This window comes from Streptomyces sp. NPDC091282 (assembly GCF_044757385.1).
Lineage (GTDB): Bacteria > Actinomycetota > Actinomycetes > Streptomycetales > Streptomycetaceae > Streptomyces > Streptomyces gramineus.
Genome location: NZ_JBIVUX010000013.1, coordinates 67,361 through 91,928, shown reverse-complemented (window position 1 = coordinate 91,928; position 24,568 = coordinate 67,361). Strand labels below are relative to the sequence as shown.

The 24,568-nt window shown below is 71.0% G+C and carries 24 protein-coding genes; 16 read left to right on the top strand and 8 right to left on the bottom strand.

Features of this window, described 5'->3' with window-relative positions:
* The first annotated feature begins 55 nt into the window (after positions 1 to 55).
* Positions 56 to 694 (top strand): SMI1/KNR4 family protein, encoded by a 639-nt coding sequence (locus ACIQOE_RS39055; protein WP_401416814.1) that lies wholly within the window; start codon positions 56 to 58, stop codon positions 692 to 694.
* Positions 695 to 990: 296 nt separating this feature from the next.
* Here ACIQOE_RS39055 and ACIQOE_RS39050 read toward each other — a convergent pair whose 3' ends face one another.
* Complete coding sequence (locus ACIQOE_RS39050; protein ID WP_401416812.1) at positions 991 to 1,620, bottom strand: hypothetical protein; 630 nt, start codon at positions 1,618 to 1,620, stop codon at positions 991 to 993.
* A 31-nt stretch (positions 1,621 to 1,651) separates the two neighbouring features.
* Positions 1,652 to 2,056 (bottom strand): Lrp/AsnC family transcriptional regulator, encoded by a 405-nt coding sequence (locus ACIQOE_RS39045; protein WP_401416811.1) that lies wholly within the window; start codon positions 2,054 to 2,056, stop codon positions 1,652 to 1,654.
* Positions 2,057 to 2,206: 150 nt separating this feature from the next.
* On the opposite strand from ACIQOE_RS39045, the gene ACIQOE_RS39040 reads away from it, so the two are divergent.
* From ACIQOE_RS39040 to ACIQOE_RS39025, 4 genes are all read left to right on the top strand, one after another.
* A complete protein-coding gene (locus tag ACIQOE_RS39040) occupies positions 2,207 to 3,076 on the top strand; it encodes an oxidoreductase (RefSeq protein ID WP_401416809.1) in 870 nt (289 codons plus the stop codon).
* Positions 3,077 to 3,901: 825 nt separating this feature from the next.
* Positions 3,902 to 4,687, top strand: coding sequence for a hypothetical protein (locus tag ACIQOE_RS39035; protein WP_365573165.1), 786 nt, complete (start codon positions 3,902 to 3,904; stop codon positions 4,685 to 4,687).
* A gap of 133 nt (positions 4,688 to 4,820) precedes the next feature.
* A complete protein-coding gene (locus ACIQOE_RS39030; RefSeq protein WP_401416807.1) occupies positions 4,821 to 5,174 on the top strand; it encodes an antibiotic biosynthesis monooxygenase family protein in 354 nt (117 codons plus the stop codon).
* Positions 5,175 to 5,318: 144 nt separating this feature from the next.
* Positions 5,319 to 5,810 carry a hypothetical protein gene (locus tag ACIQOE_RS39025; protein ID WP_401416805.1) on the top strand — a complete coding sequence of 164 codons (492 nt, stop codon included), beginning with the start codon at positions 5,319 to 5,321 and terminating at the stop codon, positions 5,808 to 5,810.
* Here the strand turns inward: ACIQOE_RS39025 and ACIQOE_RS39020 are convergent.
* Entirely contained in the window at positions 5,789 to 6,643 is an 855-nt protein-coding gene (locus ACIQOE_RS39020) for a hypothetical protein (protein WP_401416804.1), read from the bottom strand. The two genes, ACIQOE_RS39025 and ACIQOE_RS39020, sit on opposite strands and share 22 nt — an antisense overlap.
* Positions 6,644 to 6,918: 275 nt before the next feature.
* Here ACIQOE_RS39020 and ACIQOE_RS39015 point away from each other — a divergent pair, with 275 nt between their 5' ends.
* Positions 6,919 to 8,127: an acyltransferase gene (locus ACIQOE_RS39015; protein ID WP_401416802.1), complete on the top strand. Its 1,209-nt coding sequence runs from the start codon at positions 6,919 to 6,921 to the stop codon at positions 8,125 to 8,127.
* A gap of 163 nt (positions 8,128 to 8,290) precedes the next feature.
* Here the strand turns inward: ACIQOE_RS39015 and ACIQOE_RS39010 are convergent, their stop codons facing one another.
* Positions 8,291 to 9,088 (bottom strand): winged helix-turn-helix domain-containing protein, encoded by a 798-nt coding sequence (locus ACIQOE_RS39010; RefSeq protein ID WP_401416801.1) that lies wholly within the window; start codon positions 9,086 to 9,088, stop codon positions 8,291 to 8,293.
* A gap of 191 nt (positions 9,089 to 9,279) precedes the next feature.
* Between ACIQOE_RS39010 and ACIQOE_RS39005 the strand changes: the two genes are divergently transcribed.
* The 8 genes from ACIQOE_RS39005 (at position 9,280) to ACIQOE_RS38970 (ending at position 17,653) form a co-directional block, all read left to right on the top strand.
* The gene (locus ACIQOE_RS39005; protein WP_365556269.1) at positions 9,280 to 9,360 is read left to right on the top strand and encodes a putative leader peptide; all 81 of its coding nucleotides are present in this window, start codon (positions 9,280 to 9,282) and stop codon (positions 9,358 to 9,360) included.
* 144 nt (positions 9,361 to 9,504) lie between these two features.
* Entirely contained in the window at positions 9,505 to 11,142 is a 1,638-nt protein-coding gene (locus ACIQOE_RS39000) for an ABC transporter substrate-binding protein (protein ID WP_401416799.1), read from the top strand.
* 3 nt (positions 11,143 to 11,145) lie between these two features.
* A complete protein-coding gene (locus ACIQOE_RS38995) occupies positions 11,146 to 12,102 on the top strand; it encodes an ABC transporter permease (RefSeq protein WP_401416798.1) in 957 nt (318 codons plus the stop codon).
* Positions 12,099 to 12,938, top strand: a complete 840-nt coding sequence (locus ACIQOE_RS38990; protein ID WP_365555747.1) for an ABC transporter permease — start codon at positions 12,099 to 12,101, stop codon at positions 12,936 to 12,938. The genes ACIQOE_RS38995 and ACIQOE_RS38990 overlap by 4 nt, the downstream gene beginning before the upstream one ends.
* A complete protein-coding gene (locus ACIQOE_RS38985) occupies positions 12,935 to 14,920 on the top strand; it encodes a dipeptide ABC transporter ATP-binding protein (protein WP_401416797.1) in 1,986 nt (661 codons plus the stop codon). The genes ACIQOE_RS38990 and ACIQOE_RS38985 overlap by 4 nt, the downstream gene beginning before the upstream one ends.
* A gap of 24 nt (positions 14,921 to 14,944) precedes the next feature.
* Positions 14,945 to 15,769, top strand: coding sequence for an alpha/beta fold hydrolase (locus ACIQOE_RS38980; RefSeq protein ID WP_401416796.1), 825 nt, complete (start codon positions 14,945 to 14,947; stop codon positions 15,767 to 15,769).
* A 32-nt stretch (positions 15,770 to 15,801) separates the two neighbouring features.
* The gene (locus tag ACIQOE_RS38975; protein WP_365573198.1) at positions 15,802 to 16,815 is read left to right on the top strand and encodes a 2-oxoglutarate and iron-dependent oxygenase domain-containing protein; all 1,014 of its coding nucleotides are present in this window, start codon (positions 15,802 to 15,804) and stop codon (positions 16,813 to 16,815) included.
* 22 nt (positions 16,816 to 16,837) lie between these two features.
* Positions 16,838 to 17,653 carry a DUF427 domain-containing protein gene (locus ACIQOE_RS38970; protein ID WP_401416795.1) on the top strand — a complete coding sequence of 272 codons (816 nt, stop codon included), beginning with the start codon at positions 16,838 to 16,840 and terminating at the stop codon, positions 17,651 to 17,653.
* A gap of 164 nt (positions 17,654 to 17,817) precedes the next feature.
* On the opposite strand, the gene ACIQOE_RS38965 is transcribed toward ACIQOE_RS38970, so the two are convergent.
* The 4 genes from ACIQOE_RS38965 to ACIQOE_RS38950 all read right to left on the bottom strand — a co-directional run bounded on the left by ACIQOE_RS38965 (position 17,818) and on the right by ACIQOE_RS38950 (position 22,315).
* A complete protein-coding gene (locus ACIQOE_RS38965) occupies positions 17,818 to 18,396 on the bottom strand; it encodes a GNAT family N-acetyltransferase (RefSeq protein ID WP_401416793.1) in 579 nt (192 codons plus the stop codon).
* 122 nt (positions 18,397 to 18,518) lie between these two features.
* Entirely contained in the window at positions 18,519 to 19,472 is a 954-nt protein-coding gene (locus ACIQOE_RS38960; RefSeq protein ID WP_399008722.1) for an aldo/keto reductase, read from the bottom strand.
* A gap of 179 nt (positions 19,473 to 19,651) precedes the next feature.
* A complete protein-coding gene (locus tag ACIQOE_RS38955) occupies positions 19,652 to 21,511 on the bottom strand; it encodes a GAF domain-containing SpoIIE family protein phosphatase (RefSeq protein ID WP_401416792.1) in 1,860 nt (619 codons plus the stop codon).
* Between the two features lie 207 nt (positions 21,512 to 21,718).
* On the bottom strand, positions 21,719 to 22,315 hold the full coding sequence (locus ACIQOE_RS38950) for a TetR/AcrR family transcriptional regulator (RefSeq protein WP_401416791.1): 597 nt from the start codon (positions 22,313 to 22,315) through the stop codon (positions 21,719 to 21,721).
* Positions 22,316 to 22,405: 90 nt separating this feature from the next.
* Between ACIQOE_RS38950 and ACIQOE_RS38945 the strand changes: the two genes are divergently transcribed.
* Positions 22,406 to 23,158, top strand: coding sequence for an SDR family oxidoreductase (locus tag ACIQOE_RS38945; protein WP_351327083.1), 753 nt, complete (start codon positions 22,406 to 22,408; stop codon positions 23,156 to 23,158).
* 173 nt (positions 23,159 to 23,331) lie between these two features.
* Entirely contained in the window at positions 23,332 to 24,555 is a 1,224-nt protein-coding gene (locus tag ACIQOE_RS38940) for an MFS transporter (protein ID WP_401416790.1), read from the top strand.
* The last annotated feature ends 13 nt before the right edge of the window (positions 24,556 to 24,568 follow it).

The following is a 24,568-nucleotide window of genomic DNA, read 5'->3' as shown; positions in this document are numbered from 1 at the left end:
ACCAGGCAGACCGGCACGGAGGCTGGTCGTCAGTGCGACCGTCTATGTTCAGTGCATGACACAGATAGATCTTCCTGCGTTCGAGCGTGAGTGGACTCGTTTTGAGTCGTGGCTCCGTGTGAACTCACCCGCCGATCAGTCCATGTTGCGAGGGCCGACGGATCCCGAGCGGCTCATCGAGTTGGAGTCGCGGCTCGGATTCGACCTGCATCCGGAGCTGAGGGTACTGCTGCAGCGGCATGATGGAGCTGCTGAACCTGTCGCCGCCTCTGGCTCACGCATACGCGTTCCCGCTGGTTCTTTTCTTCCGTCTGGGCACCGGCTCAGTGGTGTCGACGACATCGTGATGATGTATGACGTGCTCGTGGACGTCGGTACTGACAACGTCGACGCTGATCTGTGGGAGGACGATGCGCTGGCTGTGAATCTGCATCGCTGTGTGCCGTTCGCACTTCCTGGCGATGGCGGAGTTGCCTTTGTCGATCACCGTCCCGGACCCTCGTACGGTCACGTGTATGAGATGGGCCTCGGGTCCGGGGACCTGGACGGAACTCTATGGGCAACCAGTCTGACGGAGTTCTTTCGAATCTTGGCCGATGCTTTGGAATCTGACGGGCCGTTCCTCTACTACTGGCCCACACTCTTCGAAGGCGCATCAGGCCAACGTTGCCTGGAGTGGCATGTCCGAATCTGACGCGCGCGGCTACGACTTCCTCGCCCGGCAGTCGGCGTGGTGTGCCTTTCCGCGCCGGGCGACGGTTCATGAGGGTGATGAACGCCCAGTTTAGCTGGGCTTCGGCGCGTTGCAGGAGATGCTTGTAGTTCAGGCAGTTGCGCCGGGAGGAGAGCCCGCCACCCACTCATGATTTCGTCCAGTCCACGGTCATGCGGGTATTCCGGGCCGCGCGTAGTGGCGCAGATAGTCACGCAACTGAGGCTCGAGCCGTGGCGGCGCATCTCCGTTGAGAGCACGCCAGAGACGGTTCTCGATCAAGAATCGGTAGACGAACTCCTCGAACGAAGGCGCGCACCGGAGGATTGCAGCCCTTTGCTCCTCCGGACGTCCTCATCGCGCCGTGCCTCGTTCTCGTATTCGTAGTCGAGATGGGAGTGCACCACGAACGCCTCATTCGGAGAACGGAGGTAGAGGTACCAGATGACGCAGTCCTGTTGATCCCGCAGGAATCGCACCAGGAAGGCTCCAGGTTCGACCGGACTGGGCAACGGCTCTGAGACATCGGTCCAGCAGCCGGTCACAGAGACCTCGTCCAGTGAGTGGCGCAGCTTCGCGTCGGCTTGGAAGGTGGCGAAGTCTGGCGGCAGCGTCAAGCCTTTGGCCGACAGGTCCTCTGCCAAGCGGCCGAGCTCCGTGACCTGTTCGGGAACAGGTTCGCCGGTACCACCGAGCCATTGAAAAGTTCCCGTGAACTGGGTGGAGTCGATAGGCGGCAGGCTCTCGTACGGGTAGTACTCGTAGGTGTGGCGGCAGGTCCGGTATTCACCCAGGTCCGTGGCACACCAGGCGGAGTCGAATTCGACCGAGGACGAGTCGAGCCCTGATCCTTCTCCAGACATCGGCCCCCCTTTGATCACCGTGAGCGGAGTTGTCGGCGTCAGCATGGCACCACCCACTGACACTCCCTCCAGCCGCTCACGCCGGGGCGAGTCGGCCGTTGTGGAGGCGGGTGCCGGCCTGCTTGAGGCGGTGCAGGACCGGGACCACGTCGACCTGCGTGACGGCGGGCAGCGCGCCGACGGTGTCGGCCACATAGGCGTAGAGGTCGTTCATGGTCCGGCAGGTGACCGTGACCAGGAGGTTGGCGGAGCCGGTGACGGCGGCGGCGAAGGTGGTCTCGGGGTGGCGCGAGAGCGCCGCGCCGGTGGCCCGCAGGCTGCCCGGGTTGACGGTGAGCCACAGGTAGGCGGTGGCGTGGAAGCCGAAGCGGGCGTACGCCAGGTCCACGGCCAGATACAGGGCCCGCCCACACAGGAGCTCGTCCAGGCGGGAAGAGACACGGCCCTTGGACCATCCGGTGGCGCGGGCCAGGTCCAGCACGCAGGTACGTCCGTCCAGCGCTAACTCCGCCAGAGGAGAAGCTCGTCTATGGAGGTTGTGCTCACTCTCGGGCTCTTGACTGTTGGTCCCGACACGCCGGCGGACACATTGGTGGCTCCGGAACCCCCCGCCTTGCCTGAGGAGCCCAGGATGAGCAGCGCCCTACCCGGCGGCACCCTCCGCCTGTCCGACACCATGACCGTGACCCGGGTCGGCTACGGCGCACTGCAGTTGGCCGGGCCGATGGCCTACGGGCCGCCGCGTGACCGCGACGAGGCGCTGGCGGTGCTGCGCGCCGTCGCCGCGTCCGGGATCACCCACCTGGACACGAGTGACTACTACGGCCCGCACCTGGTCAACGGCCTGATCCGGGAGGCACTGCACCCCTACCGCGACGACCTGCGCATCGCCACCAAGGTCGGCGCGCGACGTACCCCTGACCGCGGCTGGCCGCCGGCCCTGTCGCGCCCGGAACTGGTGCAGGCGGTGCACGACAACCTGGACCACCTGGGCCTGGAGGCGCTGGATCTGGTGAACCTACGCATGACCGACACCCTCGCCGCGGAGGACGTGGTCGAGCCGTTCACGGTCCTCGCCGAGCTGCGCGAGCAAGGCCTGATCCGCGATCTCGGCGTCAGCAACGTCAGCGCCGAGCAGGTCCGGGCGGCCCAGTCGATCGCTCCGGTGGTCGCGGTCCAGAACCACTACAACATCGCCCACCGCCAGGACGACGCCCTGGTCGACTGGTGCGCCGCACGGGGCATCGCCTACGTCCCCTTCTGGCCCCTCGGCGGCTTCCGCCCACTGCAGGTCGAGGCCCTGAAGCGGGTCGCGGCCGACCTGGGAGCGACGCCCCGTCAGACCGCGCTGGCCTGGCTGCTGCACCGCTCGCCCACCATATTGCTCATCCCTGGTACCTCCACCCGTGCCCACCTGGCGCAGAACATCGCCGCCGCGACGATCGAGCTGCCGCCGCAGGCGCTGCGCACCCTGGACGCCATCGCCGGCGCGCCCGCCTGACCAGGTCGAGGAGAGGACGAGTGGGATGCGCGCGGCGGTCCGACTACGGCGTGCGAAGACTCTGTCACCGAGGCGGTGAAATGCCTCGCCTCCGGCGCACGGTTGCTCCGCCTCTGTAGGGGTCCTCCGGCGCACGGTTGCTCGGCCTCTGTAGGGGTAAGTCCGGTTACGGAGTCACATGATGTGACTGCACCGTGTTCGGGAAACCGGGCGAGGGGGAGCGGGATGCAAGGTTTTCAGCATGGCGCGGGGACGGCCTCCAGAGCGGCCGGGGCATTCGTCCTGACGGTGTTACTGGGCGTGGGCGCGCTCGGGTGCGGCAGTTCGGACGGTGGGTCGGGAGGAAGCCCGGGCGGTGGCGCGACGTCGGTCGACAGCGGAGGAACGAGCGTCGGCCAGGTGGGTGGCGAGGACGGCGATCCAGGACTCTCGCCCGTGGCACCGCCTCCCACGGACACGGGCCCGACGACGGTCGGCCCCGGTATCACGGGAACCCCGCCGCCCGCGCCGTCGTCATGCGGTCCCGAGCCGACACCAGGGGCGTCCTGCCTGCCCTCTCCGGACGTGTCCGACACCGGCTCCGCGGGTGAGGGCGGCTGAACGGTGGCCGACTCCGGAGCCTCTGCCGACGGACCGCCGCCGCAGCCCCGGCCCGCGATCGTGTCGGGTCCCGGCGGGCAGCGCGGTGCCCGGCCTCGTGTCGTACAGCGCGGGCCGGGGCGCGTGCGCGTACGCCGCCGGACCCGAAGACCGGGTCCTCGGCCGCCGGCGGTCCGCTCCTCCCGGAGGGCACCCCTGGACCTGGTCAACTCGGCGACCGGAGCGGTGTCGTTCCTCGGCTCCCTGCTGCTGTACGCCGGCTACATCTACATCAACGCCTACTTCGGCTACTTCCACCTCGACAGCTTCGCGATCGGCTTCAGCACCTTCGAGCTGATCGTGCGCAGCCTGCGCCTGGCCACACTGCCCACCCTCGAAGTACTGGCCCTGATCCTGCTGATGCCCGGCCTGCTGCGCCTGCTTGCTCTGCTCCCCGTCCAGGACCGGTATCTGCGTGGCGTGCGGCGGACCGGTCGTGCGATCGCCCGCGCCCATATCGCCGTGGCGGCGTCGGGTGTCCTCCTCATGCTGCTGTGGCGTTGGATCCAGCCCAACGCCTGGGTCGCGCCCTCGCTGGTGGCGATGGGACTGTTGCTGGGCCGGACTCGGGCCGCGGCACCCGTGCGAGCAACGCACAGCCCCGCCTGGGAACGGGCCGGGGCTCTCGTGGTGGCGGGCCTCTTCCTGATCTGGGCGGTTGCGCTGGTGGCCGGACAGCTGGGCCGGCAGGACGCGCGGAATGATGCCGGCCAGCTCGTGCGGCGGGTCGCCGTGGTCGTCGTCAGCACCGACCGGCTCAGCATGGTCTCGCCCGGAGTCGTCTACGAGGATCTCGGACCCGGCACGCACTACCGCTACCGCTACAGCGGACTACGCCTCCTCATAGAACGCGACCACCGCTACTACATGGTCTCGCTCGGCTGGCGCAGGGACATCGATCCCACCTTCGTCATCGAAGACGACGACAGTGTGCGCATCGAACTTCGAGCGGGGACCCAGCCACCCGGCTGAGGCCGCCGCGGGTGGGACCGGGCCGGTTCTGTGCTCTGGGGTAGTTCCTGCGGCCCAGGTTCGGAAGCCGATCCCTCGTGTATCCGGAGCAGGAAGCTGGATCAGTGGGGACGTCCCGCCCTACGGTGACTCCATGAGTGATCACCCGGAAGCGTCCGTCACGCCCGTTGAAGCCTATGAACCCCCGTACTACGTAGCCGTTTTCACTACCGTGCGAACCCAGGAACAGAGCGGCTACAGCGAGACCAACGCTCGCATGGAAGAACTGGTGAAGGACATACCCGGGTACCTGGGGATGGACCACGCGCAGACTCCCGGCGGGCTCGGCATCACCGTCGGGTACTTCCGGGACGCCGACTCCCTCACCGAGTGGCGGACCGACGCCGAGCACCGCGCAGCCCAAAAGCGCGGGCAGGCCGAGTGGTATCAGAGCTACACACTGCATGTGGCGAAGGTGGAACGAAGCCACGGGTTCACGCGACCGTAGGTCCTGCGGAACCCCGACAGCAGGCTGACCTGGCGAAGTTGTCTCATGCTCGGCCGGCGGGCGCGGGCCAAGCTGTCGTCCCGGAAGGCTTCAGCACGACGCTTCGTACTCCGAGAGAGGTCCGCACAGGGGGATGCCCAGAGAATGAGCCTGGAAGATTTCGAAGCCCGCTTTCGACCGGGTATCCGTGCAAAACTCGACTGGATCGCCCTGGCAGAACTCCGCGCACACGTCCAGGTGTCAACCTTTGTCGGGGATCAGGCTAAGCAACGTCTGGCCGCGCTCTTCACCGTTTGGTACGCCGATTCGAGGGGAGCGGACAGTTCGTGGAAGGGCCCGGGTAGTCGGCCGCTGCGGGTCGGGGAAGCGGACCGCACGCTGCACAGCTGGCCCGACCGTCGCAGACGCACGGTCACTGCGCTGACTCAGGCATTCTCGGCGAGCCCGGAGCCCGTCTCACTCACCGTGCCGGCATACCAAGTCGGTGGCGGCCAGGTGCTGTTGGACGGCAACCACCGAGCCGTGGCCGCCCATCAGGCCGCCGTGGACGTACATCTGACGGTCTGTTCGCTCGTCGCGCCGGTACGCGAATGCATCCTGCCCGACCTGCGTCATCACGCCGAACCGTCTCCCTGACTGCCGTCGCCCGCATCGGCACCAGGCAAGGGTGAACCGGGCATCCGCGCGGCAGCGAGCCGCATTTCGTGGTCCTCCAGGAGGTTGCGCAGGGCTTCCCAGCACTCGTTCCGGCGCAGACGCAGGACCTGGGCGAACACGATGCCGACGACGACCACCGCGGCCAGGACGGCTGCGGTGACTGCTGTCGCGCCGAGCGACGCCAAGGAGATCGCAGCCCACGTGCCCAGAGCCAGGGGCATCAGAGTGGAGAGCAAGATGTTGATCTCGGCCTCGATGGAGTCCGGCGCGAGCGCGGGATTGTGCTGTCGCAGCCACGATTTGGCGTAGGTGAACGCTTCGTAGCCCTGTCCGACCCGCAGCGCGCCGCCGGGCTGTCGGAGAGCCGCGGAGCGCGGGGAAGGAGGTGCCGTGTGCAGGAGATGTCCCAGCAGGGGGTGAGTGCGCAGGCATCGCTCCACGACAGCCTGCCCGTAGGCGCTTTCGATCTCCAGGTGAAGCGTGTTCAGGGTCATCCGGTGCCGGGCGCTCAGCCGCTCCGCGATGCCGAGCATGCGGAACGCGATCTCACGGCCCACATACCCCAGCACGTAGGCCGAGGCCAGCCAGGAGACGTCCAGGAGGATCACAGCAGGCCCCCGGATACTCTGCGCCGCACGGCTGACGGCGGAGGCGAAGTCGTGCGGGTGCTCGGCGTGCAGGACCAACGCGGTGATGCAGGTGACCGCGACGAGTCCGGGCACGAGGACCGAAGCGAGCTGTACGGAGATGTAGAAGGCGAACCGCTTTCCGGACGCCATTCTGCTCGCACTGACCGCTGTCAACGGATCCATTGCTCCCCCGGCCTGTCTGGAACTCCCGCTCGCGCGCGCAGAGTTGCTTTCATGCCCAGTACATGCCACCGCGGTGACGCTTGGTTGCATCCGATGCCGCACCGCTACCGCGCCCGTGTTCAACGCCTCGGCCGATGTTGTCGGTTGCCGAGTTCAGGGTCCGGATCGACCGGTTCGCCCGCTGACGGGGCCGCGAATACGGTCCTCCCGACCTGTGGCGTGCGGTGGCCACCTTCCCAACACTGGTGACGTACCGGCGATGGGGGGGCACAGACATGGCGACGCACGCCGCACCGACACAGGCACCGCTACCGGAACGGCGGCCGGAGCTGGACGCGGTCCGGATGCTGGTCGTGATCGGGCTGGTCTTCTTCCACTCGGCGCTCGTTTTCGCTGCCGGCGACGATTTCTACGTCAAGAACGCCGAGACCACCGAAGCCATCATGATCATCGCCGGGTTCGGCGTCGTCTGGGCCATGCCGCTGCTGTTCCTCATCTCCGGCCTGGGTGCCTGGCACTCGCTCCGGCGCCGTGGCCCGTGGGGCTTCGCGGGCGAGCGGCTGCTGCGGCTCGGCGTTCCGCTGGTCTTCGCGACCCTCGCGCTGAACCCGCTGCCGCAGTGGCTCCGGCTGCGCTCGGCCGACGCCGGCTACCACGAGTCGTACCTCGGCTTCCTGCCCCGCTTCTACGACGTCCACCTGGAGCCCCAAGAGTTCCCCTTCGTCGTGCAGGGCGAGCACTTCGAGACCGGTCATCTGTGGTTCGTCGTGCTCCTTCTGGCGTTCTCCCTCATGCTGGTGCCGTTGCACCGCGGGTTGCCGCGCGAGCGGGTCCGCCGTATCGGCGACCGATTGGCAGCGGCGACTCTGCGTCGGCGAGGCCTTGTGTTCCTGCCGGCCCTCGCCTTCGCGGCGATCTGCGCCTTCGCGGGGATGGAGGAGGACTACGCGGGCTGGCACCGCTGGTCGTACCTACTGTTCTTCGTCGCGGGCTTCGCGCTCGCCACCGACGACCGCTTCCGCACCGTGATGCGGCGCGACGCCGGGCGGGCGGCCTGGCTCGGTGCCCTGTTGTTCGCGGCGGCGGGTCCCGGCTTCGCCCTGGCCGACGCGCCCTTCACGGAGACGACCGCCCTGGCCGTCTCCTCGCGCGCGCTGTTCGGTGCGGCCGGCTGGTGCCTGGTGGTCGCCATCCCGGGCCTCCTCGACCGTCGGCGGCTGAAGCCACCGCCTGAGGTGCCGGACCAGACTCCGACGACGCGTCGGCGTCTCTACGCCTATCTGGCCGCAGCCGTGCTGCCGCTGTACATCCTGCATCAGCCGATCGTGGTTGCCGTCGCCTACTTCGTGACCGGCTGGTCTGCTCCCATCGTGGTGGAGTACGTCGTACTCGTGGTGATCGCCTTCACGCTCACTCTCACCGCTTACGAACTGCTGGTTCGCCGCACGCGGGCGACCCGTTTCCTCTTCGGGATGCGCGACTAGAGGCCTCTCGAGTGCGGCCTCGCCAACGGCAACACTGGATCCGGCGCCTGCGATCCATGCCCGGCGAGGTAGGGCCTCATTGCGCACTGATCCAGGGGAGGGCGACGGGTGGCCGTTCATCTCAGAGGAAGCCGAAGCCGTTCAGCCGATCGTCTCGGCCGGGTCATGCGGGATCGGCCCGTTGCGGGGCCGCGCGCAGGCGGAAACCGACGCCCCGTTCCGTGGTCAGCAGGGCCGCCGCGCGCGGGCCCAGCTTGCGCCGGATCCGGTGGACGTGGAGATCGACGGAGCGGCTGCGGCTGCCCGCCCATTCGCCCAGCCCCGAGCGCAGGTCCTCCCGGGTGATGACCCGGCCGTTGCCGCGCAGCAGGGCCGTCAGCAGCCGGAACTCCAGCGGGGTGAGGGCGATCGGAGCACCGTCCACCAGCATGCGCTGACCGCCCGGGTCCAGGCTGATCGGGGACGGCGTGGACGCCACGTACGAGCCGGGCATCGTGCCGCCGGGCACCACCGGCAGTCCGGCGTCGCGCCACGCCTCGTAGCCGCCGACGATGTCGGTGGCCCGCACCAGGCCGAGGTCGTGCAGTCCCGCCGCGGCCATGCTCGACATGTAGCCCTGGGAGCACATGATGACCGCGCGCAGGGAGTGGTCGGCGGCCTCCTCGATGCGCCACGCGCTGCACGGGTCGAGCCGCCATTCCAGCACGTTGCGGTCCATGACGAGGGAGCCCGGTATCTCGCCCTCCGCCCGCCGCACCAGATCCGCGCGGACGTCCACCAGCAGGGCCCCGGCGGCGAGTTCACCGGCCGCCTCCTCGGGGGTGAGCCGGTCGAGGCGGACGCGGGCCCGCGCCAGCAGGTCGTCGATCGAGGAATGGGCGGGGGAGCGGGATAAGGGGATGCGGCTCCCGAGGTCAGAGCCCGGCCGGCCGTCGCGTCGGATGTGCGCGGGTGACTGCATCGGGAGCAACTCCTGAGTCGTGCCTCGGGGACGGCCGGTGGTCGTCGGAACCGGGGCGGCGACAGCCGGCCGTAGGGCGCGTGGAGTTGGTCATGCCGGAAGTCTACGAGCGCAGTTTTGCGGGCGAGTTTCTCGATTCTGAAACAAGTCCCGCATTGTCCGGCGCCGATCCGCGCTGTTATCAATGACTCGTGACCGCTGACACGTTGCTGACCCGGAGGATCCACGTGGATCTCGCGCGCGTCGCCACGTGCGCCTGTACGCAGCACTGACCCGTCCGGCCGCGCGCACCGCGCCGCTCCCGCGACGGCACACCCCGTCACCTCGCACCTCGCCCCGGCACCCCCTGCTCCGCCCACGTCCGCGTACAGCTCCCCACGGTTGTGCCGTGCCGTCGGTCATTCCCTGGAGAACCCATGCCTGCATCCGATGACGGCGCGCTGCCCCAGCACGGGCAGGACGTCCTGCCCGCCGGACCCTCCCGCCGCGGCTTCCTCACCGTGGCCGGCGGCGGCGCCCTGGCCGCCCTGCTCGCGGCCTGCGCCCCGGGCGCCACCGACGACTCGCCCGCCGGAGCGACGGCCGCCGCCACCGGCCCGGCCAGGCGCGGCGGCACGCTCAGCGTGGGCACCCCGCCGCCGCCCACCGCCGTCGACCCGGTCACCGCGTACGACGGCACGGCCATCGCGCTCTACCAACTGGTCGCCGAGTACCTGATCTGGCTCGACAAGGACTTCAAGCTGGTGCCGCGGCTGGCCACCAGGTGGACCTCGGACGCGACCGGACGCCGGTGGACCTTCACCCTGCGCGAGGGCGTCACCTTCTCCGACGGCACGAAACTCGACGCCGCCACCGTGCAGGCGTCGTTCGACCGGCTGCTCGACCCGAAGAGCAAGTCGGCGGCCCTGTCCGCCTTCGACACCGTCCTCAAGGCGGGCGGCGTACGCGCCCGGGGCGACTCGACGGTCGTCTTCACCCTGGAACGGCCCTTCTCCGACTTCCCCTACCTCGTCTCCGCCGGCAACTACAACGCGGTGATCCTGAAGAAGGACTACGCCGGGGACTTCACCCGGCACGGCGTCGGCACCGGCCCCTTCACCCTGAAGTCCTACGACGTCTCCACAGGCGCGGTCCTCGTCCGCAACCCGGCCTACTGGGACAGCCCCAAGCCCTATCTCGACGGCGTGGACGTCAAGTTCTACGCCGACGACCAGGCCGACCTCGTCGCCCTCCAGTCCGGCGACATCGACGCCCAGTTCCTCAGCAGGCCCGCCCTCGTCGAACCCCTCGCGGGCAGCGGGGGCATTGCCGTCGACAAGGTCAGGGGCACCGGCGTGACCGTGCTCACCCTCCGCGTGGACAAGGCGCCCTTCGACCGCAAGGAGGTCCGCCAGGCCGTCGCCTACGCCCTCGACCGGCCCGCCGTGCGCCAGGCCGCCGGCAGCGGACTCGGCGACCTCGGCAACGACCACCTGTTCGCACCGCTGTTCCCCGCCGCCCCCACCGACATCGCCCAGCGCGCCCGGAACAAGGCCAAGGTCACCGAACTCCTCAAGGCGGCCGGCCTGAAGAGCCTGCGCTTCACCCTCACCTTCGACCCGCCCAACAAGGACTACGCGGTCACCGTGCAGAGCCAGTTGAAGGAGGCCGGCATCACCGTCGACCTCGACCAGCGCTCCTCCAAGGAGTTCTACGGCGGCGACCAGACCAAGGACACCCCCTGGCTGTTCACCACCGCCAACCTGGTCGGCTGGGCGGGCCGCGCCGTGCCCAGCCAGTTCATCATCCCCATGGTGAAGACCGGCGGTGTCTGGAACGGCTCCCAGTACTCCGACAAGGCCCTCGACACGGCGGCCGAGGCCTACGACGCGGCGACGAGCGACGCCGAGCGCCGCAAGCAGGCCGAGATCATCGCCCGAGCCCTGCACGAGGACGTGCCGATCGTCGTCGCGTTCTGGGGCGGCGCGGCCCGTGCCTACGACAGCGGCAGGTTCCGAGGCGTCCAGGCGCACCCCAGCCAATACGTCGACTTCACCACCGTCTCCCGGGTCTGACGGATGACCCGTTTCCTGCTGCGCCGCCTCGCGGCCGTCCCCCTGACCCTGCTGGCGGTCTCCCTGCTGGTCTTCCTCGCCACCCAGGTGCTGCCCGGCGACGTGGCCCGGACGGTCCTGGGCCGGGAGGCCACGGACGGATCGGTGCGCGCCCTCAACCACGAACTCGGCCTGGACCGGCCGCTGGTGGTGCAGTACGCCAGCTGGCTCGGGCACTTCGCCACCGGCGACTGGGGGACGTCGTACACGCTGCACGTGCCGGTGCGCGGGCTGCTCCTGGAACGGCTCGGACACTCGCTGTTCCTCGCGGTTTTCGCGTTCGTCCTGCTGGTCCCGGTCTCCCTCACCCTCGGCGTGATCGCGGGGCTGTACCACGGGCGGGTCCTCGACCGGGCGATCACCTCCACGACCCTGGCGCTCGGCGCCACACCGGAGTTCGTGACCGGGGTCGTCCTGCTGGTGGTGTTCTCCGTGGAACTGCGCTGGCTGCCCGCGTCCGCGCAGACCCGGACCGGCGCCGACGGCCTCGGCCAGACCCTGTGGCACCTGCTGCTGCCCGCGGTCTCCCTGGTCCTGGTCTGCACCGGCTACGTCGCCCGGCACGTACGCGCCAGCACCGTCGCCGTCGTCGAGGGCCCGTACGTCCGGGCGGCCCGGCTGCGCGGCACCGGCGAGGCGCGGATCGTGCTGCGGCACGTGCTGCGCAACGCCACCGTGCCCGCCACCAGCGCCCTCGGCATCCAGCTGCAGTACCTGCTCGGCGGCATCGTCGTGGTCGAACTGCTCTTCAACTACCCCGGCGCGGGCGCCCTGTTGCTCCAGTCCGCGCAGGACAAGGACCTGCCGACGCTCCAGGCGAGCGCCCTCGTGCTGGGCGCGCTCTACATGCTGGTCGTGCTGCTCGGCGACCTCGTGCACCGACTGCTGGACCCCCGGATACGGCTCGGAGGCGTGGCGTGAGCACCGTGGCAACGGCCCTGCGGCCGCCAGGAAACCTGCCCGTGGCCTCCGCCGTGGGAGCCGCGGTGATCACCCTGTGGGCGGCGGTCGCCCTGTTCTGGCCGCACCTGGTGCCCTACGCGCCGGACACGCAGCGCCCGCAGGACCGGTTCCTGCCGCCGGGCGCCGAACACTGGCTGGGCACCGACCAGTTCGGTCGCGACGTGTTCTCCCGCACCCTCGCGGGGGCGCGCCCCGTGCTGGCGGTGGCACCGGCGGCGACCGCGCTGGCCGTCCTCGCCGGAACCGTGATCGGACTGGTCACCGGCGGGGTGGGCGGTTGGCTGGACGACGTGGTGATGCGGATCGTGGACGCCGTCGTGGTCTTCCCCGCCGTCATCGCCGCGGTGCTGTTCGTGGCCTTCCTCGGCCGGTCCACGACGGTGCTCGTCCTCGTCGTCGCGACCGCTCTCACCACCCTCGTCGCGCGCAGCGTGCGGGCGGCGACCCTCGTGGAGCGCGGCAAGCCGTACGTCGAGGCCGCCCGGCTCCGCGGCGAGCCCCTGTGGTCGCTGCTGGGCCGCGAGATCCTGCCCAACGTCCGCTCCACCGTGTACGTCGAGGCCACCTCCCGGCTCGGCGACGCGGTGTTCGCCGCCGCCACCCTCTCCTTCCTCGGCCTCGGCCAGCCGCCCGGCTCACCGGAGTGGGGCGCCGCCGTCGCCGACAACAGGGTGTGGCTCGACAACGCGCCGTGGACGGTCCTCGCCCCCGCCCTGGCGATCGTCTCCCTGGTGGTCGGGGTCGCCCTGGTCGCCGACACCTCACGGCGGGCGGCGGGAGGTGCGGCCGCGTGAACACGGACGAACAGGGGCTTCTCGTCGAGGGGTTGAGCACCGCGTACGATGCCGACCAGGTCCTGCACGACGTGTCGTTCACCGTCGCCCCCGGCGAGATCTTCGGCCTGGTCGGCGAGTCGGGCTGCGGCAAGTCGACGCTTGCCTACGCCCTGGCCCGCCACTTCGCGCCCGGCGGACGGGTGCTCGGCGGCAGCGTACGGCTGGACGGCACCGACGTCCTGGCGCTGCGCGGGCGGCGGTTGCGGGAGTGGCGGGCCGCCCGGCTCGCCTTCGTGCACCAGGACGCGGCGGGCTCCCTGGACCCGACCATGCGGATCGGCCGGCAACTGGCCGAGGTGCTGCGCGGCCGGGGCCTGACACGCCGGGAGCGCGCGCGACGCGCCGTCGACCTCCTGCGCACGGTCCGGCTGCCGGACCCGGAGCGGCTCGTGCACCGCTATCCGCACCAGTTGTCCGGGGGCCAGCAGCAGCGTGTCGTGATCGCCGCCGCCCTCGCCGTACAGCCGCGCCTGCTGATCCTGGACGAGCCGACGACCGGCCTCGACGCCTCCGTGGAGCACGAAGTGCTCGGTCTGCTGCAGGAGTTGCGCAGCCGCCTGAACGCCGCGGTGGTCTTCGTCAGCCACGACCTCGGCCTGATCGGCCGGATGTGCGACCGGGTCGGCGTGCTGTACGCGGGACGCCTGGTCGAGACCGGACGGGTCGGCGAGGTCCTGGCCGCCCCCGCCCACCCCTACACCGCCGGTCTGCTGGCGGCCGTCCCCGTCCTCGGGGTCACCCGGCGCGAACGTCCGCTGCTGCCCCTGCCGGGCCGGCTGCCGCTGCCCGGCGAGACCACCACCGGCTGCGCCTTCGCGCCGCGCTGCGCGCTGGCCGAGGACGCCTGCCGGACGGCCGAACCCCCGCTGGACGCGGCGGCCGTGCCGGGCCGGACGGTGCGCTGCCTGCACCCGGGGCGAGCCACCGTCCCGGTCCTCGCGACGGCGCTGCCCGAGCCGCCCGGAAGACCGCGGGAGGCCACCGCCCTCGTCGAAGTGCGCGGACTGGTCCGCACGTTCGGAAGCACCGTCGCCGTCGACCACGTGGACCTGACCGTCCGGCAGGGCGAAGTCCTCGGCCTGGTCGGCGAGTCGGGCAGCGGCAAGACCACCCTCGCCCGTGCCGTCGCGGGCCTGGCCGCCGACGGCGAGGGCTCCCTGCGGCTACGAGACACCCCGCTGCCCGCCCGCCTCGCCCGCCGAGATCCCACTCAACGCCCGCGCATCCAGATGGTCTTCCAGAACCCGGACGCCTCCCTCAACCCCAGCCACACCGTCCGCACGATCCTGCGCAGAGCGCTCGCCACCCTCGCCGAGCCCGCGGCCACCTCGCTGGCCGCCCTCCTGGACCGCGTCCGTCTCGACACCGACCTCCTGGACCGCCGGCCGGACCGGCTGTCCGGCGGACAGAAGCAGCGCGTGTCGATCGCCCGCGGCTTCGCGGGCCGCCCCGACCTGGTCATCTGCGACGAGCCGGTGTCCGCGCTGGACGTCAGCGTGCAGGCGGCGGTGCTGGAGGTGCTGGCCGGGCAGCGGGACCGTACCGGCACGTCGTACCTGTTCATCTCCCACGACCTCGCGGTCGTCGGCTACCTCGCCGACCGGATCGCCGTCATGTACCGGGGCGTGATCGTCGAGGAGGGACCCGCCGCCGACGTGCTGGGCGGCCCTTCGCACCCCTACACGGCCCTGCTGGTCGAGGCCGCCGCGCGTCCGGTCCTCACCGGCACGCCCGACGCGGCGGACACCGCTCCGGCGCGACCGGACGGCTGCCGCTTCGCCGACCGCTGCACCCGCCGGATCGACGGCCTGTGCGCGGACCTGGCGCCACCGGAGCGAAACCTCGGCGCCGGCCACGTCGTGCGCTGCCACCTCGACCCGTCCGACCTGCCCACCGCCATCCCCGCCACCGCCGCGCTCGGCGCGGCCGACCCCCTGTGACCCTTCTCCGCCCTGGGAGCCCCCATGACCACCGGCACCGACACCGGCACCGCCGCCGACGAGTTCGCCGACCTGCCCAACGCCCCCGTCATACAACGCCGTTGGATGACCGTGGTCACCGGCGGCCACGTCGGCGGCGTCTTCTGGCACCCGCACAAGCCCGCCCTGGTCCTGCTCCACGACGCCGGTGCCAGCGCCCGCGCCTGGGACGACGTCCTGCTCGCCCTGGACCGGCCCGCCGTCGCCCTGGACCTGCCCGGCCACGGCCGCTCCAGCAGGCGCGTCCGGGGCGACTACCGGCCCCGCCGGCTGGCCGCCACGCTGGAGGAGGCGGCCCGGTCCTTCGCGCCGACGGACGCGCCCCTCGTCGGGTGGGGCTTCGGCGGCCTGGCCGCGATCGCCCTCAAGGCGAAGTTCCCGCACAGCGCCGGACGGCTCGTCCTCGTCGACGCGCTGCCCGGCACGCTCTCCCCGGGCCTGCGGCTGTGGCCCACGCCCAGCCCCGAGTTCGCCACCCGCGAGGAGGCCGCGGCCTGGCTGACGGAGCACGGCGCCGCCGACGCGGCCCGCACGGCCCGGCTGGAGGCCGAGCGGGCCGAGGACGGCACCTGGTCCTGGCGCCACCACCTCGGCAGCCTGCCGCCCGACGCGCCCACCGCACTCGACGACGAGACGCTCTGGGAACAACTCGCCGCCGTCCCCGCCCCGTTGCTCGTCCGCACCGAGGACGGCCCGCTGGACGCGGCCTCCCTCGACCGGTTCCGCACCCAGGTACCCGACGGCGACCTCGTCACCGTCCACCCCGGACCAGGGGCGCTCGCGGACATCCTGTGCCCCCTGACCCACTGAACCCCCGAACCCACGACCACAGGAGTCCCGCCATGCCGGACGACATCCCCACCATCGACCTCGCCGCCGCCCTCGCCGACGACGCCCCCGAGGAACTGCTCGCCACCGTGCGCCACGCCGCCGAGACCCTCGGCATCATCCAGGTGGTCAACCACGGCGTGCCCACCGAGGTGATCGCCGGTTTCAACGACGGCTTCCGCCGCGTCCTGGACCTGCCCCGCGCCGAGAAGGAACAGCTGGCCAGCCCCACCGGACACCCCAACCGGGGCTGGCGCCAGTGGCCCGACGACTTCGGCCGCCTGGAACTCGAACGGTTCAACATCGCCCAGTACGACGACGCGCGGGAAGCCGAGGCCGCCGGCCTCTCCCCGGAACACGCCACCCTCTACCAGCACGTCAACGTGTGGCCGCCGCAGGAGCCCGGCCTGCGGGAGGCGACCCACCGCTACCGGGACGCGTTCGTGGACGTCGCCCGCCGCGTCCTCACCCTGTACGCGCGCGTGCTCGACGTGCCCGCGGACACCTTCTCGCTCGGCGACGACGTCCACACGACGGTCGTCGTCAACAACTACCCCAAGTGGCCCTACGACAGCGCGTCCGACGAGGAGAAGCTGCTCCTGCTCGAACACGCCGACAGCTCCACGGTCACCGTGCTGCACCAGGAGGGCGACTACGCCGGACTCCAGGGCCAGCGCCCCGACGGCACCTGGACCCCGGTCCCGATCCGGCCCGACGCCCTCCAGGTGTTCACCGGCACCCTGCTGACCAACTGGACGGACGGCAGGCTGCGACCCGGACGCCACCGCGTGGTGGCCGGTGGCTCGGTGACCCGCCGTTCCTCCGCCGTGTTCGTGCACCCGGGCCTGGACACGGTCGTGGCGCCGCTGCCGGCCTTCGCCGACCCGGACGGCTCCGACTTCGAGCCCGTGTCGGTGTGGGAGCGCGCGAACGGCAACGTGGAAGAGTACCTGCGGGTCTTTGGCCGCCCGGAGCAGCTCGCCGCCTGGCGGGAGAGCCGCCCCTACGTCGCCGAAGTCATCTCTTGAGCGAGCCGAAGGAGAGCCGGTCATGACCACGTTCCCCACCGCCCAAGCCGTCCGTACCACTGCCGAGGGGCTCCTGTGGGAGCCCAGCGAGCGCTGGGTGCGCGGCCGCAAGGGCGAGGTGACGGTCGTCGACAGCCGTCACCCCGTCCTCGTCTGGGAGCCGGGCGTCCCCGTCCCGCTGTACGCGTTCCCGCGCGCGGAGGTGCGCGAGGACCTGCTCCGGCCGGCCAAGAACCCACCGACGGGCACGCACACCGGCTCGCGGATCTTCTACGACCTCGACGCCGACGGCGAACTGGTGGAGAACGCGGCCTGGACCTTCCCGGCCGAGGACCTGGCCGGTCACATCGCCTTCGAGTGGTTCCGGCGGGTCGGACGCGGCCTGGACCACTGGTACGAGGAGGAGGAAGAGATCTTCGTCCACCCCCGTGACCCCCACAAGCGGGTGGACGCCATCCCCAGCAGCCGCCACCTGGTCGTCGAGATCGACGGCACGGTCGTCGCCGACACCCACCGGCCGGTGCTGCTGTTCGAGACCGGCCTGCCCACCCGCTACTACGTCCCGCGCGAGGACGTCCGCCTCGACCTGCTCGAAGCCACCGGCCACCACACCGGCTGCCCCTACAAGGGCACCGCCTCGTACTGGTCGTGGCGCGGAACCGCCGACGTCCCGCCCAACCTGGTCTGGAGCTACCCGGACCCGCTGCCCGCGGTCGGCGCCGTCCGTGGACTGCTCGCCTTCTACAACGAGGCCGTCGACATCACGCTCGACGGGGAACGGATCGAACGCCCCGTCACGCACTTCACCCGCGCGCTGTCGGAGCAGCCGCGCACCTGACGGGTCCGGCCGTGATGTCCGTCCCGGCGCCACCGGCCACGCGCTGCCGCGCGGGCCATGCGTGGCGGCGCCGGGACGGACACACGCCGTCAGGGGGATCCTCGCGCACCAAAAGGGGACAGGGCCGCGCAGGCCGGTGAGCTCACACCTGCGGGCTCCGTGCCTCACACCGCCGAGGCCTGCCGCCGCTCCCACTGCTCCTTCGTGATCTCGTACCGCACACCGCCGTGTTCGGAGCCCTCGACCGCGATCATGTCGTCCGGCGTGGGGATGCTCTCCGTGAGCGTCATCCCGAGCTTCTCCATGACCTTGCGCGAAGGGCGGTTCATGGTCATCGTCTCGGCCCAGACCATGCGGATGCCGAGCTCGGCGAACCCCTTGGCCAGCAGTGCCTGCGAGACCTCCGTGGCGTAGCCCCGTCCCCAGGCCGCCTGGCGCAGGCGGTAGCCCAGCTCGGCCTCCTCGCGCGGGCCGCTGCGCAGCGGACGCAGGCAGAACCAGCCGACGAACGCGCCGCCGTCCTTCTCGTGCGCGGCGAACAGGCCGAGGTCGTGATCCCACCGCTCGTAGCCGGCGAGGATGCTGGGGATGGCGAGATCGCGGACCTCCTCCGGCGGGGTCGGAGCGCCGCCGGTGAGGTAGCGCATCACCGCCGGGTCGCTGTCCAGCTCGATCAGCAGGTCCGCGTCGGCGGCGACGAAGGGGCGCAGGGTCAGGCGCTCGGACTCCAGGTAGGTGGTCACGCGAGGATCATGGCCGAGACGGGTCGGACGGTCCAGGGAGTTTCCGGGCCACGCCCACCAAGGCCGGTTCGGGGGGAGGGGGTTGGCGTTCCCGCCGCCCGGGACCGGTACCGGCCTGGCGGTCAGGACGACGCTGTCGTCAGGGTCCGCAGCTCGGCGTCCGACAGATGCAGGTCCTGCGCGGCGAAGAGCGCCGGAAGCTGCTCCGCGGTGCGAGCAGAGGCGATCATCGCGGTCACGGTCGGCTGCCGCGCGAGCCACGCCAGCGCAACCGTGGCCATCTCCACCTCGCGCGCCGCCGCGATCTGCTCCAGTGCGTCGAGCACCCGCACGCCGCGTTCCGTGTCCGCGTAACCGCCGGCGAGTCCGGGCACGTTGCGTACGTTCTCGACGTTCTGCCCGGGACGGTACTTGCCGGTGAGGAAACCGGAGGCGAGCGCGAAGTACGGGACGCAGGCGAGACCTTCGCGCCGCACGACCTCCCGGCGCGCACCCTCGTAGGTGTCGCGCGAGACCAGGTTGTACTGCGGCTGCAGAGCCACGTAGCGGGCCAGGCCTTCGCGTTCGGAGAAGGCCAGTGATGCCGAAAGCCGTTCGGGGCTGATGTTGGAGGCCGCGATGGCACGCACCTTGCCGGCCTTCACGAGATCGTCGAGAGCCGTGATGATCTCCCCCACGGGGATGGACTCGTCCCGGTCGAAGTGGGTGTAGTAGAGATCGATGTGGTCGGTACGCAGGCGCCGCAGTGACTCTTCGGCAGCCGCCTTGATGGTGGCGGGTGCGAGGCCCATGAACTCCGGGTGGTCACCGACCTTGGTCGCGACGACCACGTCGTCGCGGTTGCGGCGGGTGGCGAGCCAGTCGCCGATGATGCTCTCGGACTGTCCCGGCTCGTTGCCCGGGAAATAGTTCATGTACGAGTCGGCGGTGTCGATGAAGTTGCCGCCCGCGGCCAGGTAGGCGTCGAGCACCGCGAACGACCGGGTTGTGTCGGCGGTCCAGCCGAAGACGTTGCCGCCCAGGCAGAGCGGGGAGACAGCGAGGTCGGACGAGCCGAGGGAGCGCAGTTCAGTCACGTCAGGATCAACCGTTCGGGTAGGGGGTACGGCGGGGCCGGCACCGGTCCGCCAGGACCGTGAACGCCGTCCCGGAAACCACCGTTCAACCCACGAGACGTGCGGCCCCCCGTCGAGGTTGTCGCGGCCCCCGAAAAACCGCCGTCACTTCCCGTCCACGTTCCCCGAGCGACGAACGCTCAACGGCTTGTGGCCGGAGGGGAAGGCACACGCAGGGCCAGCAGGGCGATGTCGTCGTCCGCTTCCGGTCCGGCGACGTTGTCGGCGATGCTGGTGAGCAGTGCGGACAACGAGCCGTGGCGCAGGGCGGCGAGCTGCTTCATGACCTCGTCGATGGCCTGCTCGATGTCGTGTCGGCCCTGTTCGATGAGGCCGTCGGTGTAGAGGAGGAGCAGGCTCCCGGGAGGCAGGGCCAGCCGGTGTGCCGTGCGGGGCGGCGCGTCGAGGCCGGGGTGGATCAGGACGTCGTGTTCTTCCAGCTGGCTGACGGCTCCGTCGGGGTCGGCGACGAGCGGGGGCGGGTGGCCGGCGTTGGTCCAGGTCAGCTCCCACGTGCCCTGATTCGGTGGGGGACAGGGGCGCAGGTGGGCGTGGACCAGGGTCCCGCTGGCGTCGAGGTGGAGGCGGGTGTTGGCGTGTTCGAAGGCGGACACGGCGCTGGCGGGGCCCTGACCGGGGTGGTCGAGGTCCGCCTGACGGAGCATGCTGCGGGCCTGGCCCATCAGCGTGGCGGCGTGCATGTCGTGGCCGGTGATGTCGCCGACCGATACCGCCACGGTGGCCGGGGTGGTGGAGTCCTCGCCGCCCTCGGTGGCGCTGGGCAGGAGGTAGGTGTCGTACCAGTCCCCGCCGACCAGGTCGGTGGCCGCGGCCGGCCGGTACAGCGCGGCCAGTTCGAGTCCGGGAACGTCGGGCAGGTCGGTGAGCATCGCCTCCTGCAGCTGCCGTGCGGTGTCGATCCGCTGGTCGACGAAGAGGGCCCGCTCGACCGCGCGGGCGGTGTACCCGGACAGGGAGGCGAGCACGGCCTGCTCCAGGATGTCGATCTCGTGGTGGTGGTCCCAGCCCAGCACGAGGGTGCCCAGCGGCAGGGCGCTGCTCGGCAGGGGCACGCACACCGCGCTGGCCAGGCCCAGGCTGGTGAACGCCGCGACGGCCTCGGGGGCGTAGTCGCGTACCAGCTCGGCCGTGCTGTGCACGATGACGGTGCGATTCTCCCGTGCCGCGCGGGCGGTCGGCCAGGCGTCGGTGAGCAGGTAGTACTCGTATTCCGATTCCATCGGCGCGCTGCCCGATGCTTCGACCAGGCGGCGCAGTCTGGGGCCGTCGGCGAGGACGAGGCCGACGTAGACGGGTTCGAGTTCACCGGTGACCAGGTCGCGTACCTGCTGGCGGACCTCGGCGACACTGGTGGTGCCGGCGAGCGCGTCCGAGACCCGCAGCAGGAGTTGCGAGCGCTCCAGCGCCGTGCGCAGCCGCCGGGCCAGCTCGTCCGCGTCGGCCCGTGCCTGTTCGCGCTGGCGGGACGCCACCCGTAGCCGCAGTTCCGCCGAGCAGGCGGCCGCCAGGTCCTCCAGCACGCTCAGGTCGTGTTCGCTCCAGGTCCGCGGCCGGGTGTCGATGGCGCACAGCGAGCCGAGCACGTGCCCGTCGGCGTCGGTCAGCGGCATCCCCGCGTACCCGATCACTCCCAGGTCCGGGATGGCCAGGCTCTGCCGGGTCCGCGGATCGGCGCGCGCGTCACGGATCACCAGGGGCTGTCCGTCCGCCACCACGTGCTGGCACAGCGAGTGGGTCAGCGGTGTCTGCCGCTCGGACGCCCACGGGTCGTCCAGCCCGGTCATGCCGGGAAAGAACTGCCGGTCGGCGTCGACCAGCGACACCAGCGACACCGGCGCGTGGAGGAGATCGGCCGCCAGCCGTGCGAACCGGTCCATCCCCGCATCCGCGGCGGCCGACAGCCCCGTCTCGCGCAGCGCCGCCACCCGCTCCGCGTCGCCGGCACCCGCACCGGGCCGGTCCCTGTCTCCTCGCGTCACAGTCCCTCCTGGAACTCTCTCCTGCACCATTCTCAGGACGTGACGCGCGGAAAACCTCACCGACCCGGAACATCGAGGATCAGCGGCAGGCCCCCGCCCCCGGTCCGGTCGAGGTCATCGGCCGCTACGAACCGTCCCGCGGTGCCTTCGAGAGCCGGCACCCCGTGGCCGGCTTCCGCACCGTGAGGGCACGGTCCGCCAGGGCCGTCAGTTCGCGGGGAGTGGCAGGACCGCGAGGGCGGTGCGGGCGATGTCCGTCAGGGTCTTCTCGTCGGCTCCGGCCTTGGCCAGCGCCTCGATGCCGCGCAGTACGGCGAGCACCAGTGCGGCCAGCTGTCCGGGGTCCGCGTCGGCGTCGAGGTCGCCGTTGCGCTGGCAGGCGGCGATGTCGTCCTTCAGCAGGGCGTGCAGCGTTTCGATCGCTGTGTGGGCACGCGTGGCCACGGTCTTGTCGTGTTCGGCGAGCTCGGCGGTGCCTTTGGCCAGCAGGCATCCGCGCTGGGCGGTGTCCGCGGCGGAGGCGGCGGCCACCGCGTGGATGTGGGCGGACAGCCGTGTGTACGCGTCCTCGTCGTCGCCGCGCAGCTGCTGGGCCGTCGCGTCCACGACCGAGGTGCAGTAGTCGTCGAACACGCGGTGGAAGAGGTCCTGCTTGCCGCCGAACGCCCCGTACAGGCTGCCTTTGCCGAGGCCGGTCGCCTCGGCGATGTCGTCCATGCGCGTGGCGGCGTATCCACGCGCCCAGAACTGTTCCCGCGCGGTCGCGAGCACCTGCTGTTCGTCGAACTTCCGAGGGCGTGCCATGCAGATCACCCTACGCTTTCTTGACCGCTTCGTCCATAACGGCTAGCGTTATGGACGAACTAGTCAAGAACTATCGAGGAGAGGCGCATCATGACGGACGTACTCGCAGGCAAGGTGGCCCTGGTCACCGGGGCGAACAGCGGCATCGGACTGGCCACGGCGCAGCGGTTCGCCGCCGAAGGCGCCCACGTGGTCATCACCGGCCGGCGCCAGGACGCGCTGGACGCGGCCGCCGCCGGGATCGGCCACGACGTCACCGCCGTCCGCGGAGACATAGCCAACCCGGCCGACCTAGACCGGCTCTTCTCGGTCATCGCCGAGCAGGGGCGCCGCATCGACGTGCTCTTCGCGAACGCGGGCGGCGGGGAATTCGCCACCCTGGAGGAGGTGACGGAGAAGCACTTCGACGACACGTTCAACATCAACGTCCGCGGGACGCTCTTCACCGTCCAGAAGGCACTCCCGCTCCTCAACGACGGCGCCTCGGTCATCCTGACCGGTTCCACCGCCGCCACCACCGGCGGAGAGGCGTTCGGCGTCTACGCCGCCTCCAAGGCCGCGATCCGCTCCTTCTCCCGCACCTGGGCCAACGAACTGCGCGGCCGCGGTATCCGTGTCAACACCCTGGTGCCCGGACCGATCAAGACCCCGGGAATCACCGGCCTCGCGACCGACGAGGAAGGGGCCAAGTCCCTCCGCGCCCACTTCGCGCAGCAGGTTCCCCTCGGCCGCATGGGCGAGCCCGCCGAAGCGGCCGCCGCCGCTCTCTTCCTCGCCTCCGACCAGAGCAGCTTCGTCACCGGCGCCGAGCTGTACGTCGACGGCGGGCTGAACCAGATCTGAGTGATCCGCCGTCCCGCGGCGAGGGCCGACAGAGCCCTCGCCGCGGGATCTCGTCCTCATGGTCACGCCGCTGTGACCCCTGGCCGCGCACGTCCCCCGCCGCGGCGCAGCCGCCGCGCGACAACGCGGCCCGGGCCGGCCTCGGCCCCCGAACCTTCCAGGAGACAAGCAGCATGAGTGACCACTCCAGCACGGCATCGGTCGTCGGCCGACCGGAACCGCCGCGAGCAGAAGGGCGCCCCACGCCCTCGCCGCGGAGCGACTGGTCGGCCGTCGCCTCGGTCGCCCTGATGTCCTTCGTGCTGGTGCTCTCGGAGTTTCTGCCGATCGGGCTCCTGCCCGTCATCGGATCCAGCCTCCACGTCTCCGTCGGCACCGTGGGCCTGGTCGTCGTCGTACCCGGCCTGACGGCAGCCGTCACAGCGCCACTGCTCACCATCGCCTCGGGAAGACTCGACCGGCGCAAGGTGCTGATCGCGCTCGCGGTGTCCTTCACGGCCTCCAACGTCGTGGCGGCACTGGCCCCCGACATGCCGGTGATGGCGGTGGCGAGAATCCTGCTCGGCATCGCCGTCGGCGGATTCTGGGCGATGGGTGCCGGCGTCGCCGCCCGGCTGGTGCCCGCCGAAGCGGTCCACCGCGCCAGCTCCCTGATCACCGCCGGCATCTCCGCCGGCACCGTGGTCAGCCTGCCGCTCGGCGCACTCGTGGGCCACCTCGCCGGATGGCGGACCGCCTTCCTGATCGCCGCGGGCGCCGCCCTGCTCGCCCTCGTGGCCCTCGCACTGCGACTCCCCTCGCTGCCGCCCACCGGCGCGGTACGCATGGCCACGCTCACGTCGTCCCTGCGGATTCCCGCCGCCCGCGTTGCCCTGCTGGCCACCGCGCTGATGTTCCTCGGACACTTCGCCGCCTACACCTACATCACCCCCTACCTTCAGGACCGCGCGCACTTCGGCTCCTCCGCGGTGACGTTGGTGCTCCTCGGGTACGGCGTGGCGGGACTGGCCGGCAACTTCGCCGCCGGCGCGATCATCGGCCGCAGCCTGCGCGCGGTCCACGTCACCGCGGCCGTCCTGGTCGCCGCCACGGTCGTCCTCCTCAACACCCTGACGGGCGCCGCAGCCGCCGTCGTCGTGCTCGTCGTCCTCTGGGGCGCGGCCTTCGGCGCGGTACCGCTGGCACTGCAGACGTGGATCCTGCGCGCGACTCCCGACGCACCCGAGAGCGGCCTGGCGCTCCTGGTCAGCGTGCTGCAGATCTCACTGGCCGCCGGTTCACTGATCGGCGGCATGGTCGTCGACGGCTACGGCGCTTCGGCCGCGTTCACCCTCGGCGGCACGCTCGCCCTGCTCAGCGCGGCCACTCAGATCCTCCCGCGCCCCTCCCGCGGCTGATCCCCGTCGGAAG

What these genes read in the sequence shown, in the direction of transcription:
- ACIQOE_RS39055 (WP_401416814.1), top strand. Translation starts at nt 56, where the DNA reads ATGACACAGATAGATCTTCCTGCGTTCGAGCGTGAGTGGACTCGTTTT.
- ACIQOE_RS39050 (WP_401416812.1), bottom strand. Translation starts at nt 1,620, where the DNA reads ATGCTGACGCCGACAACTCCGCTCACGGTGATCAAAGGGGGGCCGATG.
- ACIQOE_RS39040 (WP_401416809.1), top strand. Translation starts at nt 2,207, where the DNA reads ATGAGCAGCGCCCTACCCGGCGGCACCCTCCGCCTGTCCGACACCATG.
- ACIQOE_RS39030 (WP_401416807.1), top strand. Translation starts at nt 4,821, where the DNA reads ATGAGTGATCACCCGGAAGCGTCCGTCACGCCCGTTGAAGCCTATGAA.
- ACIQOE_RS39025 (WP_401416805.1), top strand. Translation starts at nt 5,319, where the DNA reads ATGAGCCTGGAAGATTTCGAAGCCCGCTTTCGACCGGGTATCCGTGCA.
- ACIQOE_RS39020 (WP_401416804.1), bottom strand. Translation starts at nt 6,643, where the DNA reads ATGGATCCGTTGACAGCGGTCAGTGCGAGCAGAATGGCGTCCGGAAAG.
- ACIQOE_RS39015 (WP_401416802.1), top strand. Translation starts at nt 6,919, where the DNA reads ATGGCGACGCACGCCGCACCGACACAGGCACCGCTACCGGAACGGCGG.
- ACIQOE_RS39010 (WP_401416801.1), bottom strand. Translation starts at nt 9,088, where the DNA reads ATGCAGTCACCCGCGCACATCCGACGCGACGGCCGGCCGGGCTCTGAC.
- ACIQOE_RS39000 (WP_401416799.1), top strand. Translation starts at nt 9,505, where the DNA reads ATGCCTGCATCCGATGACGGCGCGCTGCCCCAGCACGGGCAGGACGTC.
- ACIQOE_RS38995 (WP_401416798.1), top strand. Translation starts at nt 11,146, where the DNA reads ATGACCCGTTTCCTGCTGCGCCGCCTCGCGGCCGTCCCCCTGACCCTG.
- ACIQOE_RS38980 (WP_401416796.1), top strand. Translation starts at nt 14,945, where the DNA reads ATGACCACCGGCACCGACACCGGCACCGCCGCCGACGAGTTCGCCGAC.
- ACIQOE_RS38975 (WP_365573198.1), top strand. Translation starts at nt 15,802, where the DNA reads ATGCCGGACGACATCCCCACCATCGACCTCGCCGCCGCCCTCGCCGAC.
- ACIQOE_RS38970 (WP_401416795.1), top strand. Translation starts at nt 16,838, where the DNA reads ATGACCACGTTCCCCACCGCCCAAGCCGTCCGTACCACTGCCGAGGGG.
- ACIQOE_RS38950 (WP_401416791.1), bottom strand. Translation starts at nt 22,315, where the DNA reads ATGGCACGCCCTCGGAAGTTCGACGAACAGCAGGTGCTCGCGACCGCG.
- ACIQOE_RS38945 (WP_351327083.1), top strand. Translation starts at nt 22,406, where the DNA reads ATGACGGACGTACTCGCAGGCAAGGTGGCCCTGGTCACCGGGGCGAAC.
- ACIQOE_RS38940 (WP_401416790.1), top strand. Translation starts at nt 23,332, where the DNA reads ATGAGTGACCACTCCAGCACGGCATCGGTCGTCGGCCGACCGGAACCG.